Source organism: Streptococcus sp. SO4, from assembly GCF_030440055.1.
GTDB classification, from domain to species: domain Bacteria; phylum Bacillota; class Bacilli; order Lactobacillales; family Streptococcaceae; genus Streptococcus; species Streptococcus nidrosiense.
The window spans coordinates 199,519-225,167 of sequence record NZ_JAQFJI010000001.1; the positions used below are offsets into that span (position 1 = coordinate 199,519).

Consider the following 25,649-nt stretch of genomic DNA (forward strand, 5'->3'; position numbering starts at 1 on the left):
TAAAATTGCAGTAAAACTTCTACAAATTATTGAAAAAACTCTACTATTTTGATATATTAAAAGCATCAATATTTATATGGATAAAATAAGTAAGCGTCTAGAGGGAGGTTTATTTTTTGGAGTAAAATGTAATCGCTTACTAGAATATTGGAAAGGAACAATAATGGATAAGAGATTTTTTGAAAGACGGTGTCATTATAGTATTCGTAAATTTGCCATTGGTGCGGCTTCAGTTATGATTGGAGCTAGTATATTTGGTCTTCAGGTGGCTCAAGCAGCTGAAACCGAAACAGCAAGTCCCAGTGAGGAAATAATTCATCAAGTTCAACCTTTAGATAAGCTTCCAGATGAGGTTGCTGCAGCCATTGCAAAAGCTGAGCAAAATGGCCCACAAGATTCCGCTACTGAAAAAGAAAATGATACTGTTGAATCCGCAAAACCAATAACTGAAGAAAAGGTGACTGAGGCAACAAGTCCTAAGGTAGAAAAGGAAGCAGAAGTAGTCAGCCCTAAAGAAGACAAAGTTGAAAAAACTGAAAAACCTGCTGCTGAAGCGAATGGGAAAGAGTCTACAGTTTCAGAAGCAAGTGCTGAAAAGCCAGTAGTTCGAGAAGAACATACAGATACAACTAACCAGAATAAACCTGTAACGGACGATAAAAGCAAGGAAGAAAAAGCTTCTGCAAGTGAATCACCTCAAGCCACAAAAGAAAAGGAAAAAGAAAATCAGCTCCTTGAAGAAAGAAAACAAAATTTCAACAAAGACTGGTATTTTAAACTAAACGCTCAAGGTGACTTTTCTAAGAAAGATGTGGATGTTCATGACTGGTCTAAGTTGAACCTTCCTCATGACTGGAGTATCTATTTTGATTTTGATCACAAGTCTCCTGCTCGAAATGAGGGTGGTCAATTAAACGGTGGTACTGCCTGGTATCGTAAGACCTTCACGGTAGACGAAGCTGCTAAGGACAAGGATGTTCGGATCAACTTTGATGGTGTCTACATGGACTCTAAAGTCTATGTCAATGGTAAATTTGTCGGTCATTATCCAAGTGGTTACAATCATTTTTCATACGATATTACTGAATTTTTAAATAAAGATGGTAGTGAAAATACCATTGCTGTCCAAGTTACCAATAAACAGCCAAGTAGTCGTTGGTACTCAGGAAGTGGTATCTATCGTGATGTTACTCTGAGCTATCGTGATAAGGTACAAGTTGCTGAAAATGGAAATCATATCACAACTCCAAAACTAGCTGAACAAAAAGATGGCAACGTTGAAACACAAATCCAAAGCAAGATCAAAAATACTGCCAAGACATTAGCCAAGGTATTTGTAGAGCAACAGATTTTTACTAAGGAAGGTAAGGCTGTTTCAGATTTGTTTCGTTCTGTAACTAAGAGCCTAGCAGGAAATGAGACAGCTGACTTTAAGCAAACGATTTTGGTTAATAAGCCAACCCTCTGGACAACCAAAAGCTATCATCCTCAGCTCTATGTTCTGAAAACCAAGGTTTATAAAGAAGGTCAGCTAGTTGATGTGACAGAAGATACCTTTGGTTATCGTTATTTTAACTGGACAGCCAAAGAAGGATTCTCTTTGAACGGTGAGAGAATGAAATTCCATGGAGTTAGTATCCACCATGATAACGGTGCCTTGGGAGCAGAAGAAAATTATAAGGCAACCTATCGTAAATTAAAACTCCTGAAAGATATGGGAGTTAACTCTATCCGTACAACCCACAATCCAGCAAGTCCACAGTTGCTCGATGCTGCTGCAAATCTAGGACTTTTGGTTCAAGAAGAAGCCTTTGATACTTGGTATCGTGGCAAGAAAACGTATGACTATGGACGTTTCTTTGACCAAGATGCAACTCACCCAGAAGCCAAGAAGGGTGAGAAGTGGTCTGATTTTGACCTCAGAACCATGGTCGAACGTGATAAAAATAATCCATCTATCGTTATGTGGTCACTCGGTAACGAAGTTGATGAAGCAGATGGTGGTGAGCGTTCGCTAGAAACAGCCAAGCGTTTGAAAGCCATCATCAAAGCAATCGATACAGAACGCTATGTGACCATGGGGGAAAACAAATTCAGTCGTAGATCAAGCGGCTTGTTCTTAGAATTAGCAGCAATCATGGATGCTGTTGGTATGAACTATGGGGAACGGAATTATGATGCGGTTCGTAAGGAACATCCAGATTGGTTGATTTATGGTTCTGAAACCTCTTCAGCGACTCGAACTCGAGATTCTTATTTTGATCCTGCTCATTTACTCTGGCACGACAATCGCCCAAATCGTCACTATGAACAATCAGACTATGGTAATGACCGTGTAGCCTGGGGTAGAACAGCTACTGAATCTTGGACTTTTGACCGTGATCGTGCTGGCTATGCAGGTCAGTTCATCTGGACTGGTTTTGACTATATCGGTGAACCTACACCATGGCATAACCAAGATAATACACCAGTAAAAAGCTCTTATTTTGGTATCATTGATACGGCAGGCTTGCCTAAGAATGATTTCTATCTCTATCGTAGTGAATGGTATAGTGCCAAAGAAAAACCAACAGTTCGTATCATGCCTCACTGGAATTGGACTGAAGAAACGCTCAAGGAACGTAATATGCTGGTCAATGGCAAGGTTCCTGTACGGACCTTCTCAAATGCCGCCAGCGTAGAATTGTTCTTGAACAATGAGTCCCTCGGTAAGAAAGAATTTGTTAAGAAAACAACTGAAGATGGTCGCCCTTATCACGAGGGAGCTAAACCAAGTGAATTGTATCTTGAGTGGTTGGTGGACTATAAACCAGGTACCTTAACAGCTATTGCTCGCGATGAAAATGGTAAAGAGATTGCGCGTGATAGTGTGACAACAGCAGGGGAGCCAGCTAGAGTTCGTCTCACCAAGGAAGAACATGTCATTACTGCAGATGGTAAGGATTTGTCTTATATCCATTATGAAATCGTTGATGAAGACGGCAATGTTGTACCAACTGCCAATAATCTTGTTCATTTCAATCTTCATGGCCAAGGCCAAATCGTCGGTGTGGACAATGGGGAACAAGCTAGCCGTGAACGTTATAAGGCTCAGAAAGATGGTACATGGCAAAGAAAAGCCTTCAATGGTAAAGGTGTTGTCATTGTAAAATCGACTGAAAAAGAAGGTAAATTCACTCTTTATGCGGATTCTGCAGGCTTGGCTTCAGATCAGGCAACAGTCACAACCGTTTCAGGCAAGAAAGAAAATCGCCATTTTGTCGCTTTTGCCCCTGTGAAAGCAAGAACTGATGTCAGCGAAAATCCTAAATTGCCAGAGACTGTGACAGCTATTTATAGCGATGGTAGTGTCGAAGAAAAAGCTGTGACTTGGGACATCCCAGAAGATCTCCTTTCAAGTGCTGGTGAGAAAAAAGTCCTTGGTAGTGTGGAAGGACTCGAAGCCAAGGCTGAAGCCCTTGTCAAGGTAGTTTCGCTTGATAAGTGGTTGCCTAAGGTAGCAACAATCCCAGTGGGAACAGCAGCAGAAGATTTGGATAAGACTGTCACAGCTGTTTTATCAGACGGGAACTTAGTTGATGCGGATGTCGTTTCTTGGACCTTGAAAGATCCTGATGCCTTGAAAAAAGAAGGTGGACGTACTGAAGCAACTGGTAAATTGGAAGGCAATGACTACGAGGTGACAGCAACCTTTATCGCAAGTGATCAGGAAACAGAAAATACTGTTGCAGGTCTCACGGTTGGAGATAAGGCTCTTGAAAACTTTGAGCCTGGAAAGACCTACTACCGAGTATCCCTTCCTTATACTGCTAAGATTCCAAATGTTGGTGCACAAACCACTGGCTATCAGGTAACAGTTCAACAAGCTTCAGCAGCTAATGATTATCAGTCTTCTGTATTTTTGAGTGACCAGAAGGGCGATTTAGTTCAAACTTACTTGATTCAATTTGTGAAAGAAGCGCCTGCCTTGACACGCTTGGAAGTAAGCGTTGAAGGAAAAGAGACTGCAACAGAAGACCAAGTTCTCCCTTATCATGTCATTGGGCACTATGAAGATGGTACACAAACTGAATTTTCAGCGTCAGATATCCATTTGGAAGCTAAGTCAGCTGATGGTGGACATCTTGAAGTGAACGGCCAGAACTTGCTTCTTTACAAGAAAGGTAGTGTAACCCTCACTCCTCGTATTGACAATCAAACTGATAAGACTCAGTCTGTAGCAACTGAACTTGTGATAAAAGAAAATACAGTAGACAAGAAAATTGTCAAGCTACATCCTGTTTCTATCTCTACAGATATCAATCAGCAACCGAATTTGCCTGATCAAATCGGAGCAGAATTTGATAAGGGCTTGCCTCGTAAGGTAGCTGTAACTTGGGACAAGGTAGATGCCAAAGAACTTGGTTACTATCATAGCTTTACCCTTAAAGGTCATGTCGAAGGAACAGATATTGAAGCTGTAGCAAATGTAACTGTTGAAGGTTTGCAGGTTGCAGAAGAAATCAGTTTAACACTACCTAAGGGTGAAACTGTTCAATTGCCAGCTAACGTACGTGCCTACCATTCTAATGGAACAACTGTCTATAAAGATGTCCTTTGGGACAAGGTTCCTGAGAACTTTAGTCAGACTGAAGGTATCTATGAAATCAAGGGTCAATTGGTTGGTAGCCATTTGACTACCAAGGCCCATGTCCGTGTTTCTAGTCAAGTTGTTGCTGGAAACAATATCTCTAAACAGTGGACTGGTTCTCAATTGCCAGCTGCTATTGTATCCAATACGGGTGGTGATGATTCGGCTAATACTTTGAACGACTTGACAGTTTCAAGAGCCAATACAGATGTTAAGAATCGATGGACTACATGGCAAACAGGTACAGATAATGATTGGGCGTCTATCTTGTTTGGTAATTCAGGAGATTTGACTAAACGCTTTGTCGATAATCTTTCCGTTGATTTCTATACAGATGGTGCAATCGGACTTCCAAAAGAATATGTCATCGAATATTATGTTGGTCAAGAAGTTCCAGATCTTCCAAACGATGTCAATCATGCTCAAGGAGATACCAAGCATCCATTTAACAATGCTGCCAACTGGAAAGAAGTTGAACATCTCAAAGCTCCAGGACAATTATCCGCAAGCCAAACTAACCACTTTACATTTGATAAGGTTGAAACTTATGCTGTTCGTATGCGTATGAAGAAGGCAGATGGAAAGGCTGGTGTTGGTTTAACAGAAATCACTATCTTAGGAAGTAAGGTTCCAAGTGCTACCAGCTCAGAAATTTCTATCCAAGTAGATGGTAAGAAGCTCGAACATTTCAATCCATCTAAGACAGATTATTATATTCCTCAAGCAAGCAAGGAAATCACTGCCACAGCCAGCAACAACGGTTTGGTAACGGTTGTTCCTGCAACAAGTGAAAAAGGTGCGACACGTCTTATTTTGAAAGCTGAGGATGGAACTGTTCTTAAAGAATATCGTATCTTCCGTGATGACGAAAAAGAGTCAACACAACCAGTAGCTGCGGAAAATAGTGCCCAGACCTTGAATGTTGGCGATCAACTTCAATTGCCTGCCGAGGTAACAGTCTACTATCCATCACAAGCTGGCTGGGTTAAAGCTAACCTTGCTGTCCAATGGGATGCAGTTCCAGAACATGCGACTGCCCAAGAAGGTAACTTTGAAGTGCTTGGTCATGTTCTAGGAACAGACTTAACAACCAAGATGCAAGTAACAGTTGTTACAAAAGGTAATCAAGTTATCTCTGAGAATGCAAGCAATAATGCGACAGATTCTAAAGCCTTTGCATCTACTACAAATGATACACAAGCAGCTTCTCGGGATAAGATTTTCTATATCAATGATGGTCACTTTAACGAGGATGGACGTTGGACTAACTGGTCTCGAACTCCGAAAGACCAAGAAACTTCTGTGGGAATTCTCTTTAAGAAGAATGGTCAGATTACACCTCAGTCTGTTGGAAAAGTAGCCATTCAGTTCTTTAAAGACAGTGGAACAGATGCACCAGCGACAATGGTATTAGAAAGATATGTTGGGCCTTCCTATACAGAACCAAGTACCATTTCTCGTTATGAAGAAAATGCGGATCATCCATTTAACAAGGCAGAAAACTGGCAAGAAATTCCTTATAAGGCATCTGGAGAAATCGTGGCTGGTAAACCAATCGAATTTACCTTTGATCCAATTCAGACAACAGCTATTCGAGCACGCATGACTCGTAAATCGACAACTAATGGTCTAGCAATGGTCGAATTTAGTGCCTACTCTCCTGCTAAAGCAAACGATGTGGAAACTCCTTCAGTGACTATTTCGGTTGCTGGAAAAGCATTGGAAAACTTTGATCCTGCGGTTTCAGATTATACAGTGAACTTAAATGGCACTAAACCACAGGTGACTGCTCAAGCAAGTGGTCACGGTGTGACAACGGTTGTTGAGTCTAGTCAGGATAACCTTCCTAGCCTTGTTCGTCTTCTTGCTAAGGATGGTAGTCTTGTCAAGGAATATCGTATTCACTTCAAGCCTAGTCACCGTATTGTTCCTGAAGAAGGCGACCAAAGTCCTGTTCTCGAACGACCAAGTTTAGAAGTTGTCAAGACCGAAATTCCATTTAAGGAAATTATTCGTGAAAACAATGATTTAGCTCAAGATGAACGTCGTGTAATCTCAGAAGGTAAGAAGGGTGAAAGAGTTGATTATGTTGAGGTCTTAGGATCTAACCGTACCACTGTGCATACAGATACGACTAAGGCGCAAGATCGAGTTGTTGAAGTTAAGGTCAAACCTGTCATTACTACTAGTAAAGGCGACGAGCCAGCTCCAGTAGTGGAAATCCCAGAATTTGAGGGCGGTGTTAACGCTACTGAAGCAGCCAAGTATGAGTTGCCAGAATACACAGATGCAATTGGGACAGCAGGTGACGATCCAGCTCCGGTAGTAGAAGTGCCAGAATTTGAAGGTGGTGTCAATGCAGTAGAAGCCGCTAAGAATGAGTTACCAGAATACACAGATGCAATCGGCACAGTAGGCAACGAACCAGCTCCGGTGGTAGAAGTTCCAGAATTCAAGGGTGGTGTCAATGCAGTAGAAGCCGCTAAAAACGAGTTGCCAGAATACACAGATGCAATTGGGACAGCAGGCGACGATCCAGCTCCAGTAGTAGAAGTCCCAGAATTTAAGGGTGGTGTCAATGCAGTAGAAGCGGCTAAGCATGAGTTACCAGAGTACACAAATGCAATCGGCACAGTAGGCGACGAACCAGCTCCGGTAGTAGAAATCCCAGAATTTGAGGGTGGTGTCAATGCAGTAGAAGCGGTTAAAAATGCATTGCCAGAATACACAGATGCAGTTGGCACAGTAGGTGACGAACCAGCTCCAGTAGTAGAAATCCCAGAATTTGAGGGTGGTGTCAATGCACTAGAAGCTGCTAAAAATGAGTTACCAGAATACACAGGAACAGTAGCTACAACAGGAAATGAGACTGCATCAAGTCTTGTTAAACCAGCCGAAGAGGTTCAAATCTTGTCTGATAAGGAAACTGGAGTTCTGGTAGCAGGGCTAACTACAGAGTTACCTAAAGACCTCAAGCTTCAAGTGCAAAAGGTTCTACGCCAAGAATTAGCTGGTAAGCACTACGATGCTTATCAAGTGAAATTGCTAGATAAGAACAACCAAGAAGTTGAACTTGAAGGTGCTGTCTTAGTGAGATTGCCAGTCAAGGGTCAGGTTCAAGGAGTTTATCACATGAGCTTAGAACAAGGTTTGCAGCTTCAAAAGGTGACGCTTGTAGGTGACGTGGTTGAATTTGTCACTAAAGATCTAGGACTTTATGCGATTGTCTATAAAGAACAAAACCAAGAACCAGTAAAACCAGTAGAACAAGCTCATGGGCCAGCAGTTAATGTAGAAAACTTTGAAAATGCTTCAGAGAAAGTAGATTCAGCAAGACTTCCAGAAACAGGTGAAAGTCGATCTGATACAGCTGCCTTCCTAGCAAGTCTCAGTCTTGTTTTATCAGTGGCACTACTAACAGTTAAACGTAAAGAAAAGTAAGGTTGAAAACTCGCAACTCTGAAAAAGCAAATCATTATAAAAGAAGAGGCTGGGACAAAAGTCCTAGCCTCTCAATTGTCTTTGGATTGTCGAGCAAGACGCAGTGGTTGAGTGGGCTCTACTACGCTGATTTCATAAGCTTTTACAGCCCTACTCAACTGTGCGGAGGTGGGACGACGAAATCGAATTCTAACGAATTACCGATTTCTGTCCCACTCTCTTTATTAATTGGGTAGTGAGGTGTATAATGAAAGTAAGAGAAAGCATGAAGGAGTAGTGTATGAAAGAGATTGATCGAGCTCTACTGAAAAAAGTTATCATCGAGCGTTCTCGCTCTAGTCATAAGGGAGACTATGGGCGTCTTCTCTTGATTGGAGGGACTTATCCCTATGGGGGAGCGATTGTTATGGCTGCCTTAGGGGCTGTTAAAAGTGGCGCAGGCTTAGTGACAGTAGCAACGGATAAGGAGAATATTTCAGCTCTGCATAGCCATCTGCCTGAGGCCATGGCTTTTGACCTTGATGATAAGCGATTACTGGAGCAACAGTTACAGAAGGCTAATATTGTCTTGCTTGGACCTGGACTAGTGGATGATGAGCGTGGAGAAGAGCTTCTCCAAACAGTCTTTTATCATTCAAAACAAGATCAGACCCTCATACTGGATGGTGGTGCCCTGTCCATTTTAGCGAAGATGAGAATGAAATTTCCCAAAGCCCAGCTTGTTTTAACTCCTCACCAAAGGGAATGGCAAGTCTTGTCAGGCTTAGATTTGGATTCCCAAGGAAGCAAGGAAACAGGAGAGGCTTTGAAGAGCTTTCCTTCAGGAACGATTTTAGTCCAAAAAGGTCCAGCTACTCGAATCTGGCAAGCCGGGCATGCTGATTTTTATCAGCTGGGTGTTGGCGGTCCCTATCAAGCGACTGGCGGCATGGGGGATACTCTGGCTGGGATGATCGCAGGCTTTGCAGGCCAATTTCCACAAGCAAGTCTCTATGAAAGAGTGACAGTAGCGACCTATTTACATTCAGCAATTGCCCAAGAACTAGCTGAGGACAATTTTGTAGTTCTGCCAACCACGATTAGTCAACATATCCCAGCCTTCATGAAGAAAATACAAAAAGACACCTGAGGTTTTCAGGTGCCTTTTAAGGATTAGAAGAGTCCTTTGACCTTATCAACAAGATTACCGATTCCTTCTGAGCCTGAAATCAAAGTTTGTGCTTGGTTAAGATACTCACCGAGTTGGTCCTTGTTTTCTTCGACAAAGGTTTTTGCGGCAGCCAAATCTTTTTTATCGATTAGCTCTTTTACTTGATTAAACAAATCTAATGGGTTCATGATGTCTCTCCTTTTCTAAACTTCTATTCAATCATTTTTTAGAAAAACTTGCAAGAAATTTGACCCTTCCAATAAAGTTCATGGATGTCAAATTGTGTAAATTTTGATATAATTTTTAATGATGAATTTTAGAAATGATCGTTACGTGGTCGTAGATTTAGAGGCGACCAGTACCGGAAGCAAGGCAAAAATTATCCAAGTGGGAATCGTGGTCATTGAAAATGGTGAGATTGTTGACCAATTTGCAACGGATGTCAATCCCCACGAACCCTTGGATTCTCATATCAAAGAATTAACGGGCTTGACCGATCAGCGACTAGCAGAGGCACCGGAGTTTTCTCAGGTGGCTGGAAAAATTTTTGACTTGGTCAAGGACGGTGTTTTTGTTGCGCACAATGTCCAGTTCGATGCCAATTTGTTGGCGGAATTTCTCTTTTTTGAGGGCTATGAATTGCGCACTCCCCGTATCGATACAGTCGAGTTGGCACAGGTATTTTATCCTCAACTTGAAAAATACAATCTGGGGATTCTCTGTCAAGAGTTGGGAATTTCACTAGAAAAAGCCCATACTGCCTTATCAGATGCCCAAGCAACAGCAGAGCTCTTTCTTTGTATGAGACAAAAGATGTTTGGACTGCCAAAAGGATTGTTGGAGCGCTTATTGAGTTTATCAGACAGCTTACTCTATGAATCTTACCTAGTCATCGAGGAAGTTTATCAGAAGCAGTCTATCCTCGTTGAACATGATTTGGTAGAGGTGCAAGGTTTATTTTTAAGAAAAGAAAAGCCAGCCCTTTCTCCACGTAAACTATCTAAAGATTTCCAAACCAATATTGCCTTGTTGGATTTGGAAGATAGAGCTCCACAAACTAGCTTTTCTCAAAAGGTTCAAGATTTTCTACAGAATGAGAAAATTGCTTTTGTGCAAGCTCAGACTGGAATTGGGAAAACCTACGGCTATTTGTTACCCGCTTTATCACTAGAAAACGAAAAAGGAATCCTTCTCAGTGTTCCTACTAAAGTTCTACAAAATCAAGTCATGCAAGAAGAGGCTCGTAGATTGGAAGAGGTCTTTCACCTTTCGATTCATAATCTTAAAGGACCACAGAATTATCTAAAACTAGATGCCTTTCATCATGTACTAGAGGAAGAAGAGTCCAATCGCTTGTACACACGTTTTAAGATGCAACTTCTAGTTTGGTTGACCGAAACAGAAACTGGAGATTTAGATGAGATTGGACAACTTTATCGCTACCAGCAGTTTTTACCAAACTTGGTACATGATGGGAATCTTCCCAAAGCTTCTCTCTTTTGGTTAGAGGATTTTTGGAGACGGGGGCAGAAAAAAGCACGCTCTTGCCAGCTACTTGTGACAAATCATGCTTATCTCGTTACCCGACTTGAGGATGATCCCAGTCTACTAGAGGGCCGTCTCTTGATTTTGGATGAGGCCCAGAAGATCTTACTAACTTTGGAAAGTCTTTTACAAAAGAGTTTCGTTTTAAACGACATAGTAGACCAGCTAGATCAAGCTCTAGTTCGAGAAGAAGGGACGCTTCAGAGACGCTTGATGGAGAGTATTCGCTTTGAGCTTTGTCATTTGATGGACCAGTTCCTATCTGGCAAACGAAGAATGTGTCCTGCGACAACAATGGCACAACTCCAACAGGATTTCTCAGAGTTAGAAGTTCAAGGTTTCAAGGACTGTCAGCGATTTTTCTGCACTGATGGAGAATTTTGGCTATCAGCCTCAGACTTGTCTAGCAAGAAGGTTGTCATTTCTTCCAGTCGCAATCAACGTCTGCTCTTTTCGGAAATCTTTCCAGAGAGTTGTCAACTCTTAGCTGTCTCTGCAACTTTGGAAATTAGTAGCAGAGTATCTTTACCAGAACTAATGGGATTCCCGCATGCGGCCTTTGACAGAATGGATGAGAATTTTCAAGAAAATCAAGAAATTTTGGTTGTTAAGGATTTTCCATTGGTGACTGAAACCTCTCAAGAAGACTATGCTCATGCTCTTGTAGAAGTGCTGGAAGATTTGTCTTATCTTGAAGAGTCCATGCTCGTTTTATTCACTTCAAAAGACCTTTTGTTGCAGGTATCAGATTCTTTATCTCTTTCTCATTTAGCCCAATATAAAAATGGAGATCCGGCTCAACTCAAGAAACGATTTGAAAGAGGAGACTCTCAACTCTTACTAGGGACAGGAAGTTTTTGGGAGGGAGTTGATTTTGCGACTCATCCTCGAGTGATTGAAGTGGTGACACGCCTGCCCTTCCAAAATCCAGAAGATCCTTTTACGAAAAAAATGAATCAGGAACTGCGTCTTGAAGGGAAAAATCCTTTCTACGACTATCAACTGCCAATGGCTATTATTCGCCTCAAACAAGCAATTGGTAGAACCATGCGTCGTCTTGGACAACGCTCCTCTGTCCTTATCTTGGATAGTCGAATGACAAGCAAGCGATATGGAAAGCAGATTGGCAAGGCTTTGTCACAGACTAGTCGAGTGAGAGAAATTGGCAAAGAGCAAGTATTCTCAAAAGTTCAAGAATTTTTACACAAAAAATAAAATAAACATCTGAAAGAATGAAGGAGACCTTTATGAAACGTTCTCTCGACTCTCGAGTCGATTATAGTTTGATTCTACCAGTATTTTGTTTGCTGGTGATTGGAGTTGTAGCTATTTACATTGCTGTCAGCCATGACTATCCACATAATATCTGGCCTATTCTCGGTCAGCAACTAGCATGGATCGTCTTGGGAATTATCATCAGCTTTGTAGTCATGTTTTTTAATACAAAATTTTTATGGCAGGCGACTCCCTATCTCTACGCCCTAGGTCTAGTCCTCATGGTTTTACCCTTGGTCTTTTACAATCCCAATTTAGTGGCAGCAACAGGGGCCAAAAACTGGGTATCAATTGGAGGAGTGACACTTTTCCAACCTTCCGAATTCATGAAAATTTCCTATATTTTGATCTTGGCTCGGGTCATTGTTCAGTTCACACAAAAACATAAAGAAAAAGAACGAACGATTCCTTTAGACTTTCTCTTGATACTGTGGATGATTGTCTTCACGCTGCCAGTCTTAGTTTTACTGGCCTTGCAGAGTGACCTAGGAACGGCCTTGGTTTTTGTCGCCATCTTTGCTGGACTTGTCTTGCTCTCTGGCGTTTCTTGGAAAATTATCATTCCAATTTTTGCGACAGTTGTATCAGGGATTGCAGGATTTTTGGCAATTTTCATCACAAAAGATGGGCGTGCTTTCATGCATCAGATCGGGATGCCAACCTATCAGATTAACCGTATCCTTGCTTGGCTCAATCCCTTTGATTATGCACAAACGACCACCTATCAACAGGCGCAAGGGCAAATCGCCATTGGAAGTGGAGGCTTATTTGGTCAAGGATTTAATGTATCCAACCTCCTCATTCCCGTTCGTGAGAGTGATATGATTTTTACAGTCATTGCAGAAGATTTTGGTTTTATCGGCTCTGTCCTCGTAATTACGCTTTATCTCCTACTTATCTATCGAATGTTAAAAATCACTCTGAAGTCCAATAATCAATTTTATACCTACATTTCAACTGGCTTCATTATGATGCTCTTGTTCCATATCTTTGAAAATATTGGGGCGGTGACAGGTCTGCTGCCACTGACAGGGATTCCTCTGCCTTTCATTTCCCAAGGGGGATCAGCCATTATCAGTAATCTGATTGGTGTTGGTCTGCTTCTATCGATGAGTTATCAAACGCATCTAGCCGAAGAAAAGAGCGGTAAGACAAGATTTAAACGGAAGAAAGTTGTTTTGAAAAAAGTTAAATAAGGAGTAAATCATGGCTAAAGTAGCAGTTATCTTAGCAGATGGCTTTGAAGAAATCGAAGCCCTAACAGTTGTGGATGTATTACGTCGTGCCAATATTGCTTGTCATATGGTTGGTTTTGAAGCCCAAGTGACGGGGTCACATGCCATCCAAGTACAAGCAGATCGTGTGTTTGATGGTGATTTGTCTGAGTACTACATGATTGTCTTACCAGGAGGTATGCCAGGTTCAGCTCACTTGCGTGATAATGAGCAATTGATTGCTGAACTTCAAAAATGTGAGCAAGTTGGTAAAAAAGTAGCAGCCATTTGTGCAGCACCAATTGTACTGAATCGAGCTGGTCTCCTCAAGGATAAAGTGTTCACCTGCTATGATGGTGTCCAAGAGCAAATTGCTGATGGTCACTATCGCAAGGAAACAGTAGTTGTCGATGGTCAGTTGACTACCAGTCGCGGTCCAGCAACTGCACTTGCCTTTGCTTATAACCTAGTGGAACAACTTGGTGGCGATGCAAATGCTTTGAGAGCAGCCATGCTCTATCGTGATGTGTTTGGATTAGATTAACTAAAACGAGAGGAATCTATCAATGAGGGGATTCTTCTCGTTTTTTACTGTTAAAATAGAAGGAAATCGTCGCTTTTTTGATAAAAAAATGCTATAATGAAGGGTATGAAATATCACGATTACATCTGGGATTTAGGTGGAACTTTACTTGATAATTATGAGACTTCGACCGCTGCTTTTGTGGAAACATTAGCTCAATTTGGAATCGAAGAAGAACATGATAAAGTTTACAATGCTTTGAAAGTGTCAACTGCTTTTGCGATTGACCAATTTGCCCCAACAATAGAGAATTTTTTAGAAAAATACAAGGAAAACGAAGCGCGAGAGCTTGAACATCCTGCCTTGTTTGAGGGAGTACCTGCTTTATTGGAGGAAATCTCAGACCAGGGAGGACGGAACTTTTTAGTTTCGCATCGCAATGACCAAGTTTTGGAAATCCTTGAAAAGACTGGAATTTCCAGCTATTTTACAGAGGTGGTAACAGCTAGTTCTGGCTTCAAGAGAAAACCAAACCCAGAGTCAATGATTTATTTGCGAGATAAGTATAAGATTAGTTCTGGTATCGTGATTGGTGACCGTCCTATCGATATTGAAGCTGGACAAGCAGCTGGCTTAGCGACGCATCTCTTTGAAAATATCGTGACATTGAGACAAGTATTAGACATGTAAGAAAAAGGAAAAAAAGAAAAAGGGAAAAAATGACAGAAGAAATCAAAAACCAACAGGCACAGGATTATGATGCCAGTCAGATTCAAGTTTTGGAAGGTCTGGAAGCCGTTCGTATGCGTCCTGGAATGTATATCGGATCGACTTCAAAAGAAGGTCTTCACCACCTAGTCTGGGAAATCGTTGATAACTCTATCGATGAGGCCTTGGCGGGATTTGCTAGTCATATTCAGGTCTTTATTGAGCCAGATGACTCTATTACGGTTGTTGATGATGGACGTGGTATCCCTGTTGATATTCAAGAAAAGACAGGCCGTCCTGCCGTTGAAACTGTCTTTACCGTTCTTCACGCTGGAGGTAAATTTGGCGGTGGCGGATACAAGGTTTCAGGTGGACTCCACGGTGTAGGTTCATCCGTTGTAAATGCTCTTTCTACTCAGTTGGATGTTCGTGTTCACAAAAATGGAAAAATCCATTACCAAGAATACCGTCGTGGACATGTTGTTGCTGACCTTGAGGTGATTGGAGATACTGATAAAACAGGTACAACCGTACACTTTACTCCAGACCCAGAGATTTTTACAGAAACAACAACCTTTGATTTCGATAAATTAAACAAACGTATCCAAGAACTCGCCTTTCTGAATCGTGGCCTTCAAATCTCCATCACTGACAAACGTGAGGGGCTTGAACAAACAAAACACTACCACTACGAAGGTGGGATTGCAAGTTACGTTGAGTATATCAATGAAAACAAGGATGTCATTTTTGATACGCCAATCTACACTGATGGAGAAATGGATGATATCACAGTTGAAGTAGCCATGCAGTACACAACTGGTTACCATGAAAATGTCATGAGTTTCGCCAATAATATTCATACTCATGAAGGTGGGACCCATGAGCAAGGGTTCCGTACAGCCCTAACTCGTGTCATCAATGACTACGCTCGTAAAAACAAACTCCTCAAAGACAATGAAGATAATCTAACAGGTGAGGATGTCCGTGAAGGCTTGACTGCTGTTATCTCGGTTAAACATCCAAATCCTCAGTTTGAAGGACAAACGAAAACTAAACTTGGAAATAGTGAAGTTGTCAAGATTACCAACCGTCTCTTTAGTGAAGCATTTTCAGACTTCCTAATGGAAAATCCTCAGATTGCTAAGCGTATTGTTGAAAAAGGGATTCTGGCAGCTAAGGCGCGTGTCGCAGCCAAGCGTGCGCGTGAGGTTACTCGTAAGAAATCTGGTTTAGAGATTTCAAACCTTCCAGGGAAATTAGCAGACTGTTCCTCAAACAATCCAGCTGAAACTGAACTTTTCATCGTCGAAGGAGATTCAGCAGGAGGTTCTGCAAAGTCTGGTCGTGACCGTGAATTCCAAGCGATTTTACCAATTCGCGGTAAAATCCTCAACGTTGAAAAGGCCAGCATGGATAAAATCCTTGCCAATGAAGAAATCCGTAGCCTTTTCACAGCTATGGGAACAGGCTTTGGTGCTGAATTTGATGTCAGCAAGGCCCGTTACCAAAAACTCGTTATCATGACGGATGCCGATGTTGATGGAGCCCACATCCGTACCCTCTTATTAACCTTGATTTATCGTTATATGAAACCCGTTTTAGAAGCAGGTTATGTTTATATCGCTCAACCACCAATTTACGGTGTTAAGGTCGGCAGTGAAATTAAAGAATACATCCAACCTGGAGCAGATCAAGAAACCCGTCTACAGGAAGCCTTGGCTCGCTATAGTGAAGGACGTTCAAAACCAACTATTCAGCGTTATAAAGGTCTTGGAGAAATGGATGATCATCAACTTTGGGAAACAACCATGAACCCAGAACATCGTCTCATGGCGCGTGTATCAGTTGATGATGCTGCAGAAGCAGATAAAATCTTTGATATGCTCATGGGTGACCGCGTAGAACCACGTCGAGAATTTATCGAAGAAAATGCTGTCTACAGTACGCTTGACGTTTAAAAAAATTGGGAAATAGTTCCCATGGTTTGAAAAATATGATATAATCATTACAATTGTTTCATGTATAAAAAGGAGTTTGATATGTCTGATAATCTGTTGATTATTACTATGATTGCAATCGCGGCTCTTCTGATTATTGCATATGTTGTGGCAGTTTTGTTACGCAAACGCAATGAAAAGAGGCTCGCAGTATTAGAAGAAAGAAAGGAAGAGTTGTATAACCTTCCAGTTAACGATGAAGTAGAAGCTGTTAAGAATATGCATCTGATTGGTCAAAGTCAGATTGCATTTAGAGAGTGGAACCAAAAATGGGTAGACCTATCCCTCAACTCATTTGCGGATATTGAGAATAATCTGTTTGAAGCAGAAGGGTACAATAATTCATTTCGCTTCTTAAAGGCTCAACACAAAATTGATCAAATTGAAAGCCAGATTACCCTTATCGAAGAAGATATTGCTTCCATTCGAAATGCTTTGGCAGATCTAGAAAAACAAGAATCCAAAAATAGTGGTCGTGTCTTGCATGCTTTAGATTTATTTGAAAGCCTGCAGAAAACAGTCGCAGAAGATTCTGAGAAATATGGTCAAGCACTTCCTGAAATTGAAAAACAATTGGAGAACATCCAATCTGAATTTTCTCAATTTGTGACGCTAAACTCTTCAGGAGATCCAGTTGAAGCAGCAGGAATTTTAGATAATGCTGAAAACCATATTCTCGCTTTGACACATATCGTAGAGAGAATTCCAGCAATTGTTACTAAACTAACGACTGAACTCCCTGATCAACTTGAAGATCTAGAGGCTGGCTATCGTAAGTTGCTTGATGCCAACTATCACTTTGTAGAAACTGACATTGAATCACGTTTACAGTTGTTGTATGAAGCTTTGAAAAATAACCAAGAAAATATTAAAAAATTGGAATTGGACAATGCTGAATATGAAAACACTCAGATTCAAGAAGAAATCAATGCTCTCTATAATATTTTCACACGAGAGATTGCTTCTCAAAAAGTTGTTGAAAACTTGTTGTCAACACTTCCAACTTATCTTGACCACTTAAAAGACAATAATCAAGTCTTGGTGAAAGATATCGAGCGTTTGAGCAAGACTTACTTGATGGCTGAGAGTGATGTAAATCATGTTCGTCGTCTTCAAGTGGATTTGGATTCCCTAGAACTTACAGTTAGCGATTTGACTTCAGAACAAGAGGAATATTCAGAAGCTTACTCTGTATTGGAAGAACGTTTAGAAAATGTTCAAGCTACATTAAAAGAAATTGAAGATGATCAAGTTTCAGTGAGCGAACGTTTAGTACAGATTGAAAAAGATGATGTTAATGCTCGTCAAAAGGCAAATGTTTACGTAAATCGTCTCCACACGATTAAGCGCTATATGGAAAAGAGAAATCTTCCAGGAATTCCACAGAACTTCTTGAAGTTGTTCTTTGCTGCTAGTCATAGTACTGAAGATTTGATGGCAGAGTTGGAACAGTCACAAGTCAACATTGAGTCTGTCAATCGTATCCTAGAAATCGCGTCACATGATATGGAAGTTTTGGAAACAGAAACATACAGTATCGTGCAATATGCTACCTTGACAGAACAGTTGCTTCAATATTCTAATCGCTACAGATCATTTGATGAAGGGATTCAACAAGCCTTCCATGAATCTTTAGAGATCTTTGAAAATGCCTTTGATTATCAATCATCTTTTGAAAAGATTTCCCAAGCTTTGGAAGTTGCTGAACCAGGAGTAACAAATCGCTTTGTTTACTCATATGAAAAAACAAGAGAAATCATTCGATTTTAATCAAGAAAAGTCCTAGAAAAATCTAGGCCTTTTCTTTTCTTAAAAAATGGACATTTTCCTATTTATCATTGAAATTATAGGCATGATTTGATATGATAAGACTATGACAAAAAAAAGAACAAGCCGTAAAGTAAACGACAGGAAGAGAAGAAATTTGTGGATTATTGTGGGGCTTCTATTCTTCACAATTTTAACATTAGGAGCAGGTATTGCTTATAAAGTCTTGACCAAGCAAGCTTTTGAGCAAAAAATTGAAGCACTGAAAAAGGAAAAAGATGATTCTTATTCACAGGGAAGTCAGAAAGATCATTTTCGTAAAGGGCAGGCAGAAATCATCACCTACTATCCTATGACGGGGGACAAGGTCATTACCCCTGTTCAGGATATCATTGTAAAAGATATCACGGATAAGGTAGAAGATAAGGAAGATTTGATCTTTTACTACTCTGAGAAAGATTCTTCTTCTATCAAGGGTGTGGAGAGTTATCTTGTGAAAAAACAGGTCTATGATTTGAGTGATTCTACTGTTGTAGAATTAGAAAATACATCATTGGATCAGCTTTATCTTAAGGAAGATGGGGCCCTGTTTACTTTAGATCAGCTCTTTACAGATGCTAGCAAAGCCAAAGAAACATTTCTTGAGAATATCAAGTCAACGCTCCAAGATAAAAAGATTGAACAAACTCTTGTTGATCAAGTAATAGCCGATTTTTCAGCTAGCGATTTATCATCTTGGAAGTTCGTTTACAAAGATAGTCAATTGGTGTTATATCCAGTCAAAGCAACTAATAATGTAGAAGAAATAGCTTTACCTATTTCAGACTTCTTTGATGTTATCCAATCGTCGTATCTAACTGAAAAGGATGCAGAACTTTATAAGAAGGCTCAGGCTGAGAAAAATAAAAAAGTAGTAGCTCTTACCTTTGATGATGGACCGGACGGAAATACAACACCACAGGCATTGGATATCTTGGCTAAATACAAGATTAAAGCAACTTTCTTTGTCCAAGGCAAAAACATCGCTGGAAATGAAGCAATTCTCAAACGTATGCAGTCTGAGGGTCATGAAGTTGGAAACCATAGTTGGAATCACCCAATTTTAACGAAACTGTCACTGGAAGATGCCAAGAAACAGCTCACAGATACCGAAGACGCTATTACAAAAGTTCTTGGAAAAAGTTCTAAATTGATGCGTCCGCCATACGGTGCAATCTCAGATGATATTCGCAATAGCCTTGATTTAAGCTTTATTATGTGGGATGTGGATAGTTTGGATTGGAAGAGTAAAAATGAAGCTGCTATTTTAACAGAAATTCAACGTCAGGTAAGCAATGGATCTATCATTTTGATGCATGATATCCATCAAACATCTGTTAATTCATTACCAAAGGTAATTGAGTATCTGCAGGGACAAGGTTATAGTTTTGTTACTGTATCAGATCTACTCAACACTCGTTTGAAGCCACATGAGATTTACTATTCTCGTAACCAGTAAGGTCATTGTCGGCAAATATTTAGAAAAAATTAAAAAAAGATAGTTTTAATCTTGACAAGTAGGGGAAAACTTGATATCATATAAAAGTTGAGAAAAGCAGAAGTGAGAACTTCTCGCCTTGCGACTAACGTTGTCTGGCCCCTACGGATCAAATTTCAGAAATGAAATACAATCATGTAGTGCGGGTTTGCGTTAGCAAGTCCGCTCTTGTTTTTCTCTAAATTAAAAAAAGAGGTGAAAACCATAGCAAAGCAAGACTTATTCATCAATGATGAAATTCGTGTACGCGAAGTTCGCTTAATCGGTCTTGAAGGTGAGCAATTGGGTATCAAACCACTAAGCGAAGCGCAAGCACTTGCGGACGAAGCTAATGTGGACTTGGTTCTCATTCAACCTCAAGCTAAACCTCCTGTTGCAAAAATTATGGACTACGGCAAGTTCAAATTTGAGTACCAGAAGAAACAAAAAGAACAACGCAAAAAACAAAGCGTTGTGACCGTGAAAGAAGTTCGTTTGAGCCCAGTTATTGACAAGGGTGATTTCGAAACTAAACTTCGCAATGCTCGTAAGTTCCTTGAAAAAGGAAACAAAGTGAAGGTATCCATTCGCTTTAAGGGGCGTATGATCACCCATAAAGAGATTGGTGCAAAAGTTTTAGCCGAGTTCGCTGAAGCAACTCAAGATATTGCTATCATTGAACAACGTGCTAAAATGGATGGACGCCAAATGTTCATGCAATTGGCGCCAGCAACTGACAAAAAATAATTGTCAGAAAGTTAAATAAAGGAGAAAAAATCATGCCAAAACAAAAAACACACCGCGCATCAGCTAAACGTTTCAAACGTACAGGTTCTGGTGGACTTAAACGTTTCCGTGCTTACACATCTCACCGTTTCCACGGAAAAACTAAAAAACAACGTCGTCATCTTCGTAAAGCATCTATGGTGCATTCAGGAGATTTCAAACGTATCAAAGCAATGCTTACTCGCTTGAAATAATCGCGTATTTGTAAGTAAACAATTCTAGGAAATATTTGGAGGAAATATAAATGGCACGTGTTAAAGGTGGCGTTGTATCACGCAAACGTCGTAAACGTATTCTTAAATTAGCAAAAGGTTACTATGGAGCTAAACACATCTTGTTCCGTACTGCAAAAGAACAAGTAATGAACTCTTACTACTATGCATACCGTGACCGTCGTCAAAAGAAACGTGACTTCCGTAAATTGTGGATCACACGTATCAATGCGGCAGCTCGTATCAACGGACTTTCATACTCACAATTGATGCATGGTTTGAAATTGGCTGAGATCGAAGTTAACCGTAAAATGCTTGCTGACTTGGCTGTTAACGATGCAGCAGCTTTCGCAGCTCTTGCAGATGCAGCTAAAGCAAAACTTGGTAAATAATTATTCATAAGACTGGTGCAAGTTTGTCCCAGTCTTTTTTAAACAAGGGAGAAAAAAATGGCTTCTAAAATGCTACACACTTGCTTGCGAGTTGAAAATCTTGAAAAATCAATCGCTTTTTATCAAGATGCTTTTGGTTTTAAGGAATTGCGTCGTAGAGACTTTCCAGACTATGCTTTCACTATTGTTTATCTTGGACTTGAAGGTGATGATTATGAATTGGAGTTGACTTACAACTATGATCACGGACCTTATGTTGTCGGTGACGGTTTTGCTCACATCGCCCTAAGTACACCTGACCTTGAGGCTCTTCATAAAGAACATAGCGACAAAGGCTATGAAGTAACAGCGCCTAATGGACTTCCAGGGACTCAACCAAACTATTACTTTATCAAAGATCCAGATGGATACAAGGTAGAAGTAATTCGTGAAAATTCATTATAGTCCCTATCGAGTAGCTTGTGTGCTACTCTTTTTTTGAATTTGTGGTAGAATGAAAGAAAAAGAATGGAGACAAGCTCATGAAAGTTTATGTAAAAGATGATTTTTGGCAACTATTTCCAGATGCTCAAATCTCTGTATTGGTGGTAAAAGGTCTCAACAATACTATTAATGAGAGTGAGGATCACTATTTTAAAGCTTTACTAGATGAAGGAACAAAAAAAGCTCAGACTTTTATAGCAGATGAAAATTTCACTCAGAATGAAGTGATTCAAGAATGGCGTCAGGCATTCACAAAATTCAAAACCAAAAAAGGTGCTCGTTCTTCTATCGAAGCCTTATTAAAGCGTGTGAGTCAAGGAAGAGAATTTAATCCAATAAATCCTTTGGTAGATATCTATAATAGTGTTTCACTTTCTTATGCTGTTCCTTGTGGGGGAGAGGATTTAGCTAAGATTGTTGGTGACTTATGTCTTGGGAGAGCTCAAGGGAATGAATCCTTCTTTCCACTAGGGGCTGAAAGTGATGCTCCTGCCTTAGCTGATGAAATGATTTATTTTGATGAACAAGGTGCGGTTTGTCGGTGTTTAAACTGGCGTGAAGCCCAAAGAACCATGTTAACAGAAGAAACCAAAGATGCTGTTTTAGTCATTGAAGCTATCAATGAAGAACAGGCATCACGAGCTAGGGAAGCAATGCTAGAATTACATACTAAAATTGAGGAATATTTCGGTGTTAGTGGCAAGATCAGTCACTTGACAGCTACAAATCCTATCTTGGAAATAGAATGATAAGTGAGAATCACAGTTAATTCAGCTGTGGTTCTTTTTTCTACAAGGGAAGAAAGAAATTGTTTTTCTATTTTCTAAAATGGTATAATATAAGGAGAAAAAGGGAGGTGATAGCGATTGATTGCACAACTTGATACAAAAACGGTTTATAGTTTCATGGAGAGTATGATTTCCATTCAGAAGTATGTTGACCAAGGGAAAGCATACGGCTACTCAGCACTTGGAATCATGGATATTGATAATCTCTATGGGGCTTATTATTTTATCAAAGAGTGCCAAAAGCAAGGGATTCAGCCCTTATTAGGTCTTGAGGTGACCGTTCATCATAAGGAAGAACTGATTAATCTGCGCTTTCTAGCCCTATCAAATCGTGGTTATCGAAATCTTATGAAGCTTTCGAGTCAAAAAATGACAGGTAAAAAGGAATGGACTGATTTTTCTCCTTACCTTGAAGATATTTGCATTATTGTTCCCTACTTTCAGGAAATAGTTAATTTGGATTTGGGACATGACTACTATATCGGAGTTTATCCAGATACAGCTCAGTCGAATTTTTCTCACCCCATTCTCCCACTTTATCGTGTTAATTCTTTCGAAGCTGAGGATTTAGAAACGCTCCAAATGCTCAAGGCGATTAAGGAAAATGTGACCTTGCGAGAGGTGGATGTTCAATCGCAACAGGGCCTGTTTTTACCTGCTGACCGTCTTGAACAATTTTTTGTAGAAAAGTTTCCAAAAGCTTTAGACAATCTATCTGAACTGATTGGAGCAACTACTTATGAGATTGATAGTAGTCTCAAGCTTCCACGTTTCAATCCAGAGAGACCAGCTGTTGAGGAATTGCGTGAAAGAGCAAGAAATGGTTTGCAAGCGAAGGGGCTCCTTAGTCAGCCTTATTTGACTCGTTTAGAAGAAGAGCTATCTGTGATTCATGACATGGGATTCGATGACTATTTCTTGGTTGTCTGGGACCTCTTACGTTTCGGTCGTTCTCAAGGATATTATATGGGTATGGGACGTGGATCTGCAGTTGGAAGTCTAGTGGCCTATGCCTTAGATATTACTGGTATTGACCCTGTAGCTAAAAATCTCATCTTTGAACGCTTTTTAAATCGTGAACGTTATACCATGCCCGATATCGATATTGATATTCCCGATATCTATCGTCCTGAATTTATCCGCTATGTTCGTGACCGTTATGGTAGTATTCACGCTGCTCAGATAGTCACCTACTCGACTTTTGGTGCCAAACAGGCTATCCGAGATGTTTTTAAACGGTATGGTGTTCCCGAGTATGAGTTGACATCCATAACCAAAAAAATTGGATTTAAAGATACCTTAACAAGTGCCTATGAAGGGAATCTAGGATTTAGACAACTGATTCAAGGTAAGATTGAGTACCAAAAGGCTTTTGAAATTGCTAAAAAGATAGAAGGCTATCCTCGGCAAACTTCCATCCACGCTGCTGGTGTTGTGATTAGTGATAAAAATCTAACGGACTATATTCCTCTTAAGTATGGAGAGGATATGCTCATTACCCAGTATGATGCGCATGGAGTTGAAGGAAATGGATTGCTCAAAATGGATTTCTTGGGCTTACGAAACCTAACTTTTGCTCAAAAAATGCAGGAGCTCTTATTTGAAACTCAAGGAATTCAGTTAAGGATTGAGGAAATTGACCTTGAGGATAGGGAAACTTTAGCCCTCTTTGCAGCTGGGAAGACCAAGGGAATTTTTCAGTTTGAACAACCTGGTGCTATTCGCTTATTAAAGCGCGTGAAACCAGAAAGCTTTGAAGAAGTAGTGGCAACGACTTCCCTCAACAGACCGGGGGCGAGTGACTATATCGACAACTTTGTGGCTCGAAAACATGGTAAAGAAAAGGTAACAGTTCTGGACCCAGTTTTGGAAGATATTCTGGCTCCAACGTATGGCATTATGCTTTACCAAGAACAGGTAATGCAAGTAGCACAGCGTTATGCTGGTTTTAGCCTTGGGAAAGCTGATATTTTACGTCGGGCTATGGGGAAAAAGAATGCTGCGGAAATGCATCAAATGCAAGAGAGTTTTATCCAAGGTGCCCTCGAAAAAGGTCATGGAAAGGAACAGGCTCAGCAGGTTTTTGCTGTCATGGAAAAATTTGCTGGTTATGGTTTCAACCGATCGCATGCTTATGCTTATGCAGCTTTAGCCTTTCAGCTTGCCTACTTTAAGACACATTATCCAGCAATCTTCTATCAAGTCATGCTCAATTATGCTAGTGGAGATTATATTCTTGATGCCCTTGAAATGGGTTTTGAACTAACACCACTCTCTATCAATACAATCCCATACCAGGATAAATTGACAGACCAGACTATTTACTTGGGACTTAAGAGTATCAAGGGGATGCCTCGAGATTTTGCCTATTGGATTTTAGAGAATCGTCCTTTTATAAGTGTTGAAGATTTTGTCACTCACTTGCCTAAAAATTATCAGAAGTTGAGTCTCTTAACTCCCCTAGTGGAGATTGGTTTATTCGATAGTTTCGAGAAAAATCGCCAAAAAATCTTATCCAACTTACCTACTTTATTTATTTTTGTGGAAGAATTGGGTAGTTTATTTGCAGATAATAGCTACAATTGGCTTGAGAGTGAGGATTTTACGCAAGTCGAAAAGTTCCGTAAGGAACAGGAGTGGCTTGGAGTAGGTATCAGTCCGCATCCTTTATTGATCTTAGCAAAGAATCCTTTGTACCCAATTGTGAGTTTGTCTGAACTATTTGAAGGACAGACAGCTACAGTACTCGTTGAGATTCAGTCTATCCGAGTAATCAGAACTAAAAAAGGTGAAAACATGGCCTTTCTGAAAGTTAGTGATAGTAAAACGAAGCTTGAAGTCACAGTTTTTTCTGACCAGTATCGCCAATTTAAAAATCTCTTACATGAAGGAAGATTCTACTACCTTAATGGAAAAGTACAGGCAAGAGATGGTCGGCTTCAATTAGTGTTAAATAATCTAAAAGAAGCAGTGAGTGAACGATTTTGGATACAGGCTGCTGATCATGAACATGATACTGAAATTTATCATATTTTAGAGCAATATAAGGGAGAAATTCCAGTCATCATTCGCTACGAAAATGAACAAAAAAATGTCCTTTTACCGAGTTATTTTGTTGCAAAAGATGTTAGTTTACAGGAATCTTTAAGTCAGATAGTTATGAAAACGATTTATCGTTAAAAATCAATGAAAATAAAAGAATTTTAACTTTAATTATGGTAT

General features: G+C 40.2%; 16 protein-coding genes and 1 other annotated feature. Of the genes, 15 read left to right on the plus strand and 1 reads right to left on the minus strand.

Annotated elements, in window-relative coordinates; translation table 11 throughout:
- The first annotated feature begins 163 nt into the window (after positions 1–163).
- Together PCY08_RS00950 and PCY08_RS00955 are read left to right on the plus strand one after the other, a co-directional pair.
- On the plus strand, positions 164–8,071 hold the full coding sequence (locus tag PCY08_RS00950; protein WP_301559140.1) for an SIALI-17 repeat-containing surface protein: 7,908 nt from the start codon (positions 164–166) through the stop codon (positions 8,069–8,071).
- A gap of 280 nt (positions 8,072–8,351) precedes the next feature.
- The gene (locus PCY08_RS00955) at positions 8,352–9,200 is read left to right on the plus strand and encodes an NAD(P)H-hydrate dehydratase (RefSeq protein ID WP_301559141.1); all 849 of its coding nucleotides are present in this window, start codon (positions 8,352–8,354) and stop codon (positions 9,198–9,200) included.
- A 23-nt stretch (positions 9,201–9,223) separates the two neighbouring features.
- Here the strand turns inward: PCY08_RS00955 and PCY08_RS00960 are convergent, their stop codons facing one another.
- The gene (locus PCY08_RS00960; protein WP_301559142.1) at positions 9,224–9,409 is read right to left on the minus strand and encodes a hypothetical protein; all 186 of its coding nucleotides are present in this window, start codon (positions 9,407–9,409) and stop codon (positions 9,224–9,226) included.
- Between the two features lie 118 nt (positions 9,410–9,527).
- On the opposite strand from PCY08_RS00960, the gene PCY08_RS00965 reads away from it, so the two are divergent.
- The 13 genes from PCY08_RS00965 to PCY08_RS01025 all read left to right on the plus strand — a co-directional run bounded on the left by PCY08_RS00965 (position 9,528) and on the right by PCY08_RS01025 (position 25,607).
- Positions 9,528–11,981: a bifunctional DnaQ family exonuclease/ATP-dependent helicase gene (locus tag PCY08_RS00965; RefSeq protein WP_301559143.1), complete on the plus strand. Its 2,454-nt coding sequence runs from the start codon at positions 9,528–9,530 to the stop codon at positions 11,979–11,981.
- Between the two features lie 32 nt (positions 11,982–12,013).
- Positions 12,014–13,237, plus strand: a complete 1,224-nt coding sequence (locus PCY08_RS00970) for an FtsW/RodA/SpoVE family cell cycle protein (protein ID WP_301559144.1) — start codon at positions 12,014–12,016, stop codon at positions 13,235–13,237.
- Positions 13,238–13,247: 10 nt separating this feature from the next.
- Entirely contained in the window at positions 13,248–13,799 is a 552-nt protein-coding gene (locus PCY08_RS00975; protein ID WP_301559145.1) for a DJ-1 family glyoxalase III, read from the plus strand.
- 105 nt (positions 13,800–13,904) lie between these two features.
- The gene (locus PCY08_RS00980; RefSeq protein WP_301559146.1) at positions 13,905–14,468 is read left to right on the plus strand and encodes an HAD family hydrolase; all 564 of its coding nucleotides are present in this window, start codon (positions 13,905–13,907) and stop codon (positions 14,466–14,468) included.
- Positions 14,469–14,497: 29 nt separating this feature from the next.
- Entirely contained in the window at positions 14,498–16,444 is a 1,947-nt protein-coding gene (gene gyrB / locus PCY08_RS00985; protein WP_301559147.1) for a DNA topoisomerase (ATP-hydrolyzing) subunit B, read from the plus strand.
- An 81-nt stretch (positions 16,445–16,525) separates the two neighbouring features.
- Entirely contained in the window at positions 16,526–18,253 is a 1,728-nt protein-coding gene (gene ezrA, locus PCY08_RS00990) for a septation ring formation regulator EzrA (RefSeq protein ID WP_301559148.1), read from the plus strand.
- Between the two features lie 103 nt (positions 18,254–18,356).
- Positions 18,357–19,748: a peptidoglycan-N-acetylglucosamine deacetylase PgdA gene (pgdA, locus tag PCY08_RS00995; RefSeq protein ID WP_301559149.1), complete on the plus strand. Its 1,392-nt coding sequence runs from the start codon at positions 18,357–18,359 to the stop codon at positions 19,746–19,748.
- Between the two features lie 88 nt (positions 19,749–19,836).
- Positions 19,837–19,967: a sequence feature (ribosomal protein L20 leader region), on the plus strand.
- 15 nt (positions 19,968–19,982) lie between these two features.
- Complete coding sequence (gene infC, locus PCY08_RS01000) at positions 19,983–20,513, plus strand: translation initiation factor IF-3 (protein WP_000848177.1); 531 nt, start codon at positions 19,983–19,985, stop codon at positions 20,511–20,513.
- Between the two features lie 32 nt (positions 20,514–20,545).
- The gene (gene rpmI / locus PCY08_RS01005) at positions 20,546–20,746 is read left to right on the plus strand and encodes a 50S ribosomal protein L35 (protein WP_001125942.1); all 201 of its coding nucleotides are present in this window, start codon (positions 20,546–20,548) and stop codon (positions 20,744–20,746) included.
- 50 nt (positions 20,747–20,796) lie between these two features.
- Complete coding sequence (rplT, locus tag PCY08_RS01010) at positions 20,797–21,156, plus strand: 50S ribosomal protein L20 (protein WP_000124829.1); 360 nt, start codon at positions 20,797–20,799, stop codon at positions 21,154–21,156.
- 57 nt (positions 21,157–21,213) lie between these two features.
- Positions 21,214–21,600 carry a VOC family protein gene (locus PCY08_RS01015; RefSeq protein WP_000157160.1) on the plus strand — a complete coding sequence of 129 codons (387 nt, stop codon included), beginning with the start codon at positions 21,214–21,216 and terminating at the stop codon, positions 21,598–21,600.
- Between the two features lie 77 nt (positions 21,601–21,677).
- Positions 21,678–22,388 carry a B3/4 domain-containing protein gene (locus tag PCY08_RS01020; protein WP_301559150.1) on the plus strand — a complete coding sequence of 237 codons (711 nt, stop codon included), beginning with the start codon at positions 21,678–21,680 and terminating at the stop codon, positions 22,386–22,388.
- A gap of 117 nt (positions 22,389–22,505) precedes the next feature.
- A complete protein-coding gene (locus PCY08_RS01025) occupies positions 22,506–25,607 on the plus strand; it encodes a DNA polymerase III subunit alpha (RefSeq protein WP_301559151.1) in 3,102 nt (1,033 codons plus the stop codon).
- Positions 25,608–25,649: the final 42 nt, after the last annotated feature.

Bases quoted from the DNA above. Each gene is read 5' to 3' on its own strand.
- gyrB (WP_301559147.1), top strand. From the start codon at position 14,498: ATGACAGAAGAAATCAAAAACCAACAGGCACAGGATTATGATGCCAGT.
- ezrA (WP_301559148.1), top strand. From the start codon at position 16,526: ATGTCTGATAATCTGTTGATTATTACTATGATTGCAATCGCGGCTCTT.
- pgdA (WP_301559149.1), top strand. From the start codon at position 18,357: ATGACAAAAAAAAGAACAAGCCGTAAAGTAAACGACAGGAAGAGAAGA.
- PCY08_RS01015 (WP_000157160.1), top strand. From the start codon at position 21,214: ATGGCTTCTAAAATGCTACACACTTGCTTGCGAGTTGAAAATCTTGAA.
- PCY08_RS00980 (WP_301559146.1), top strand. From the start codon at position 13,905: ATGAAATATCACGATTACATCTGGGATTTAGGTGGAACTTTACTTGAT.
- PCY08_RS00965 (WP_301559143.1), top strand. From the start codon at position 9,528: ATGATGAATTTTAGAAATGATCGTTACGTGGTCGTAGATTTAGAGGCG.
- rplT (WP_000124829.1), top strand. From the start codon at position 20,797: ATGGCACGTGTTAAAGGTGGCGTTGTATCACGCAAACGTCGTAAACGT.
- PCY08_RS01020 (WP_301559150.1), top strand. From the start codon at position 21,678: ATGAAAGTTTATGTAAAAGATGATTTTTGGCAACTATTTCCAGATGCT.
- PCY08_RS00975 (WP_301559145.1), top strand. From the start codon at position 13,248: ATGGCTAAAGTAGCAGTTATCTTAGCAGATGGCTTTGAAGAAATCGAA.
- rpmI (WP_001125942.1), top strand. From the start codon at position 20,546: ATGCCAAAACAAAAAACACACCGCGCATCAGCTAAACGTTTCAAACGT.
- PCY08_RS00950 (WP_301559140.1), top strand. From the start codon at position 164: ATGGATAAGAGATTTTTTGAAAGACGGTGTCATTATAGTATTCGTAAA.
- PCY08_RS00970 (WP_301559144.1), top strand. From the start codon at position 12,014: ATGAAACGTTCTCTCGACTCTCGAGTCGATTATAGTTTGATTCTACCA.
- PCY08_RS00955 (WP_301559141.1), top strand. From the start codon at position 8,352: ATGAAAGAGATTGATCGAGCTCTACTGAAAAAAGTTATCATCGAGCGT.
- PCY08_RS00960 (WP_301559142.1), bottom strand. From the start codon at position 9,409: ATGAACCCATTAGATTTGTTTAATCAAGTAAAAGAGCTAATCGATAAA.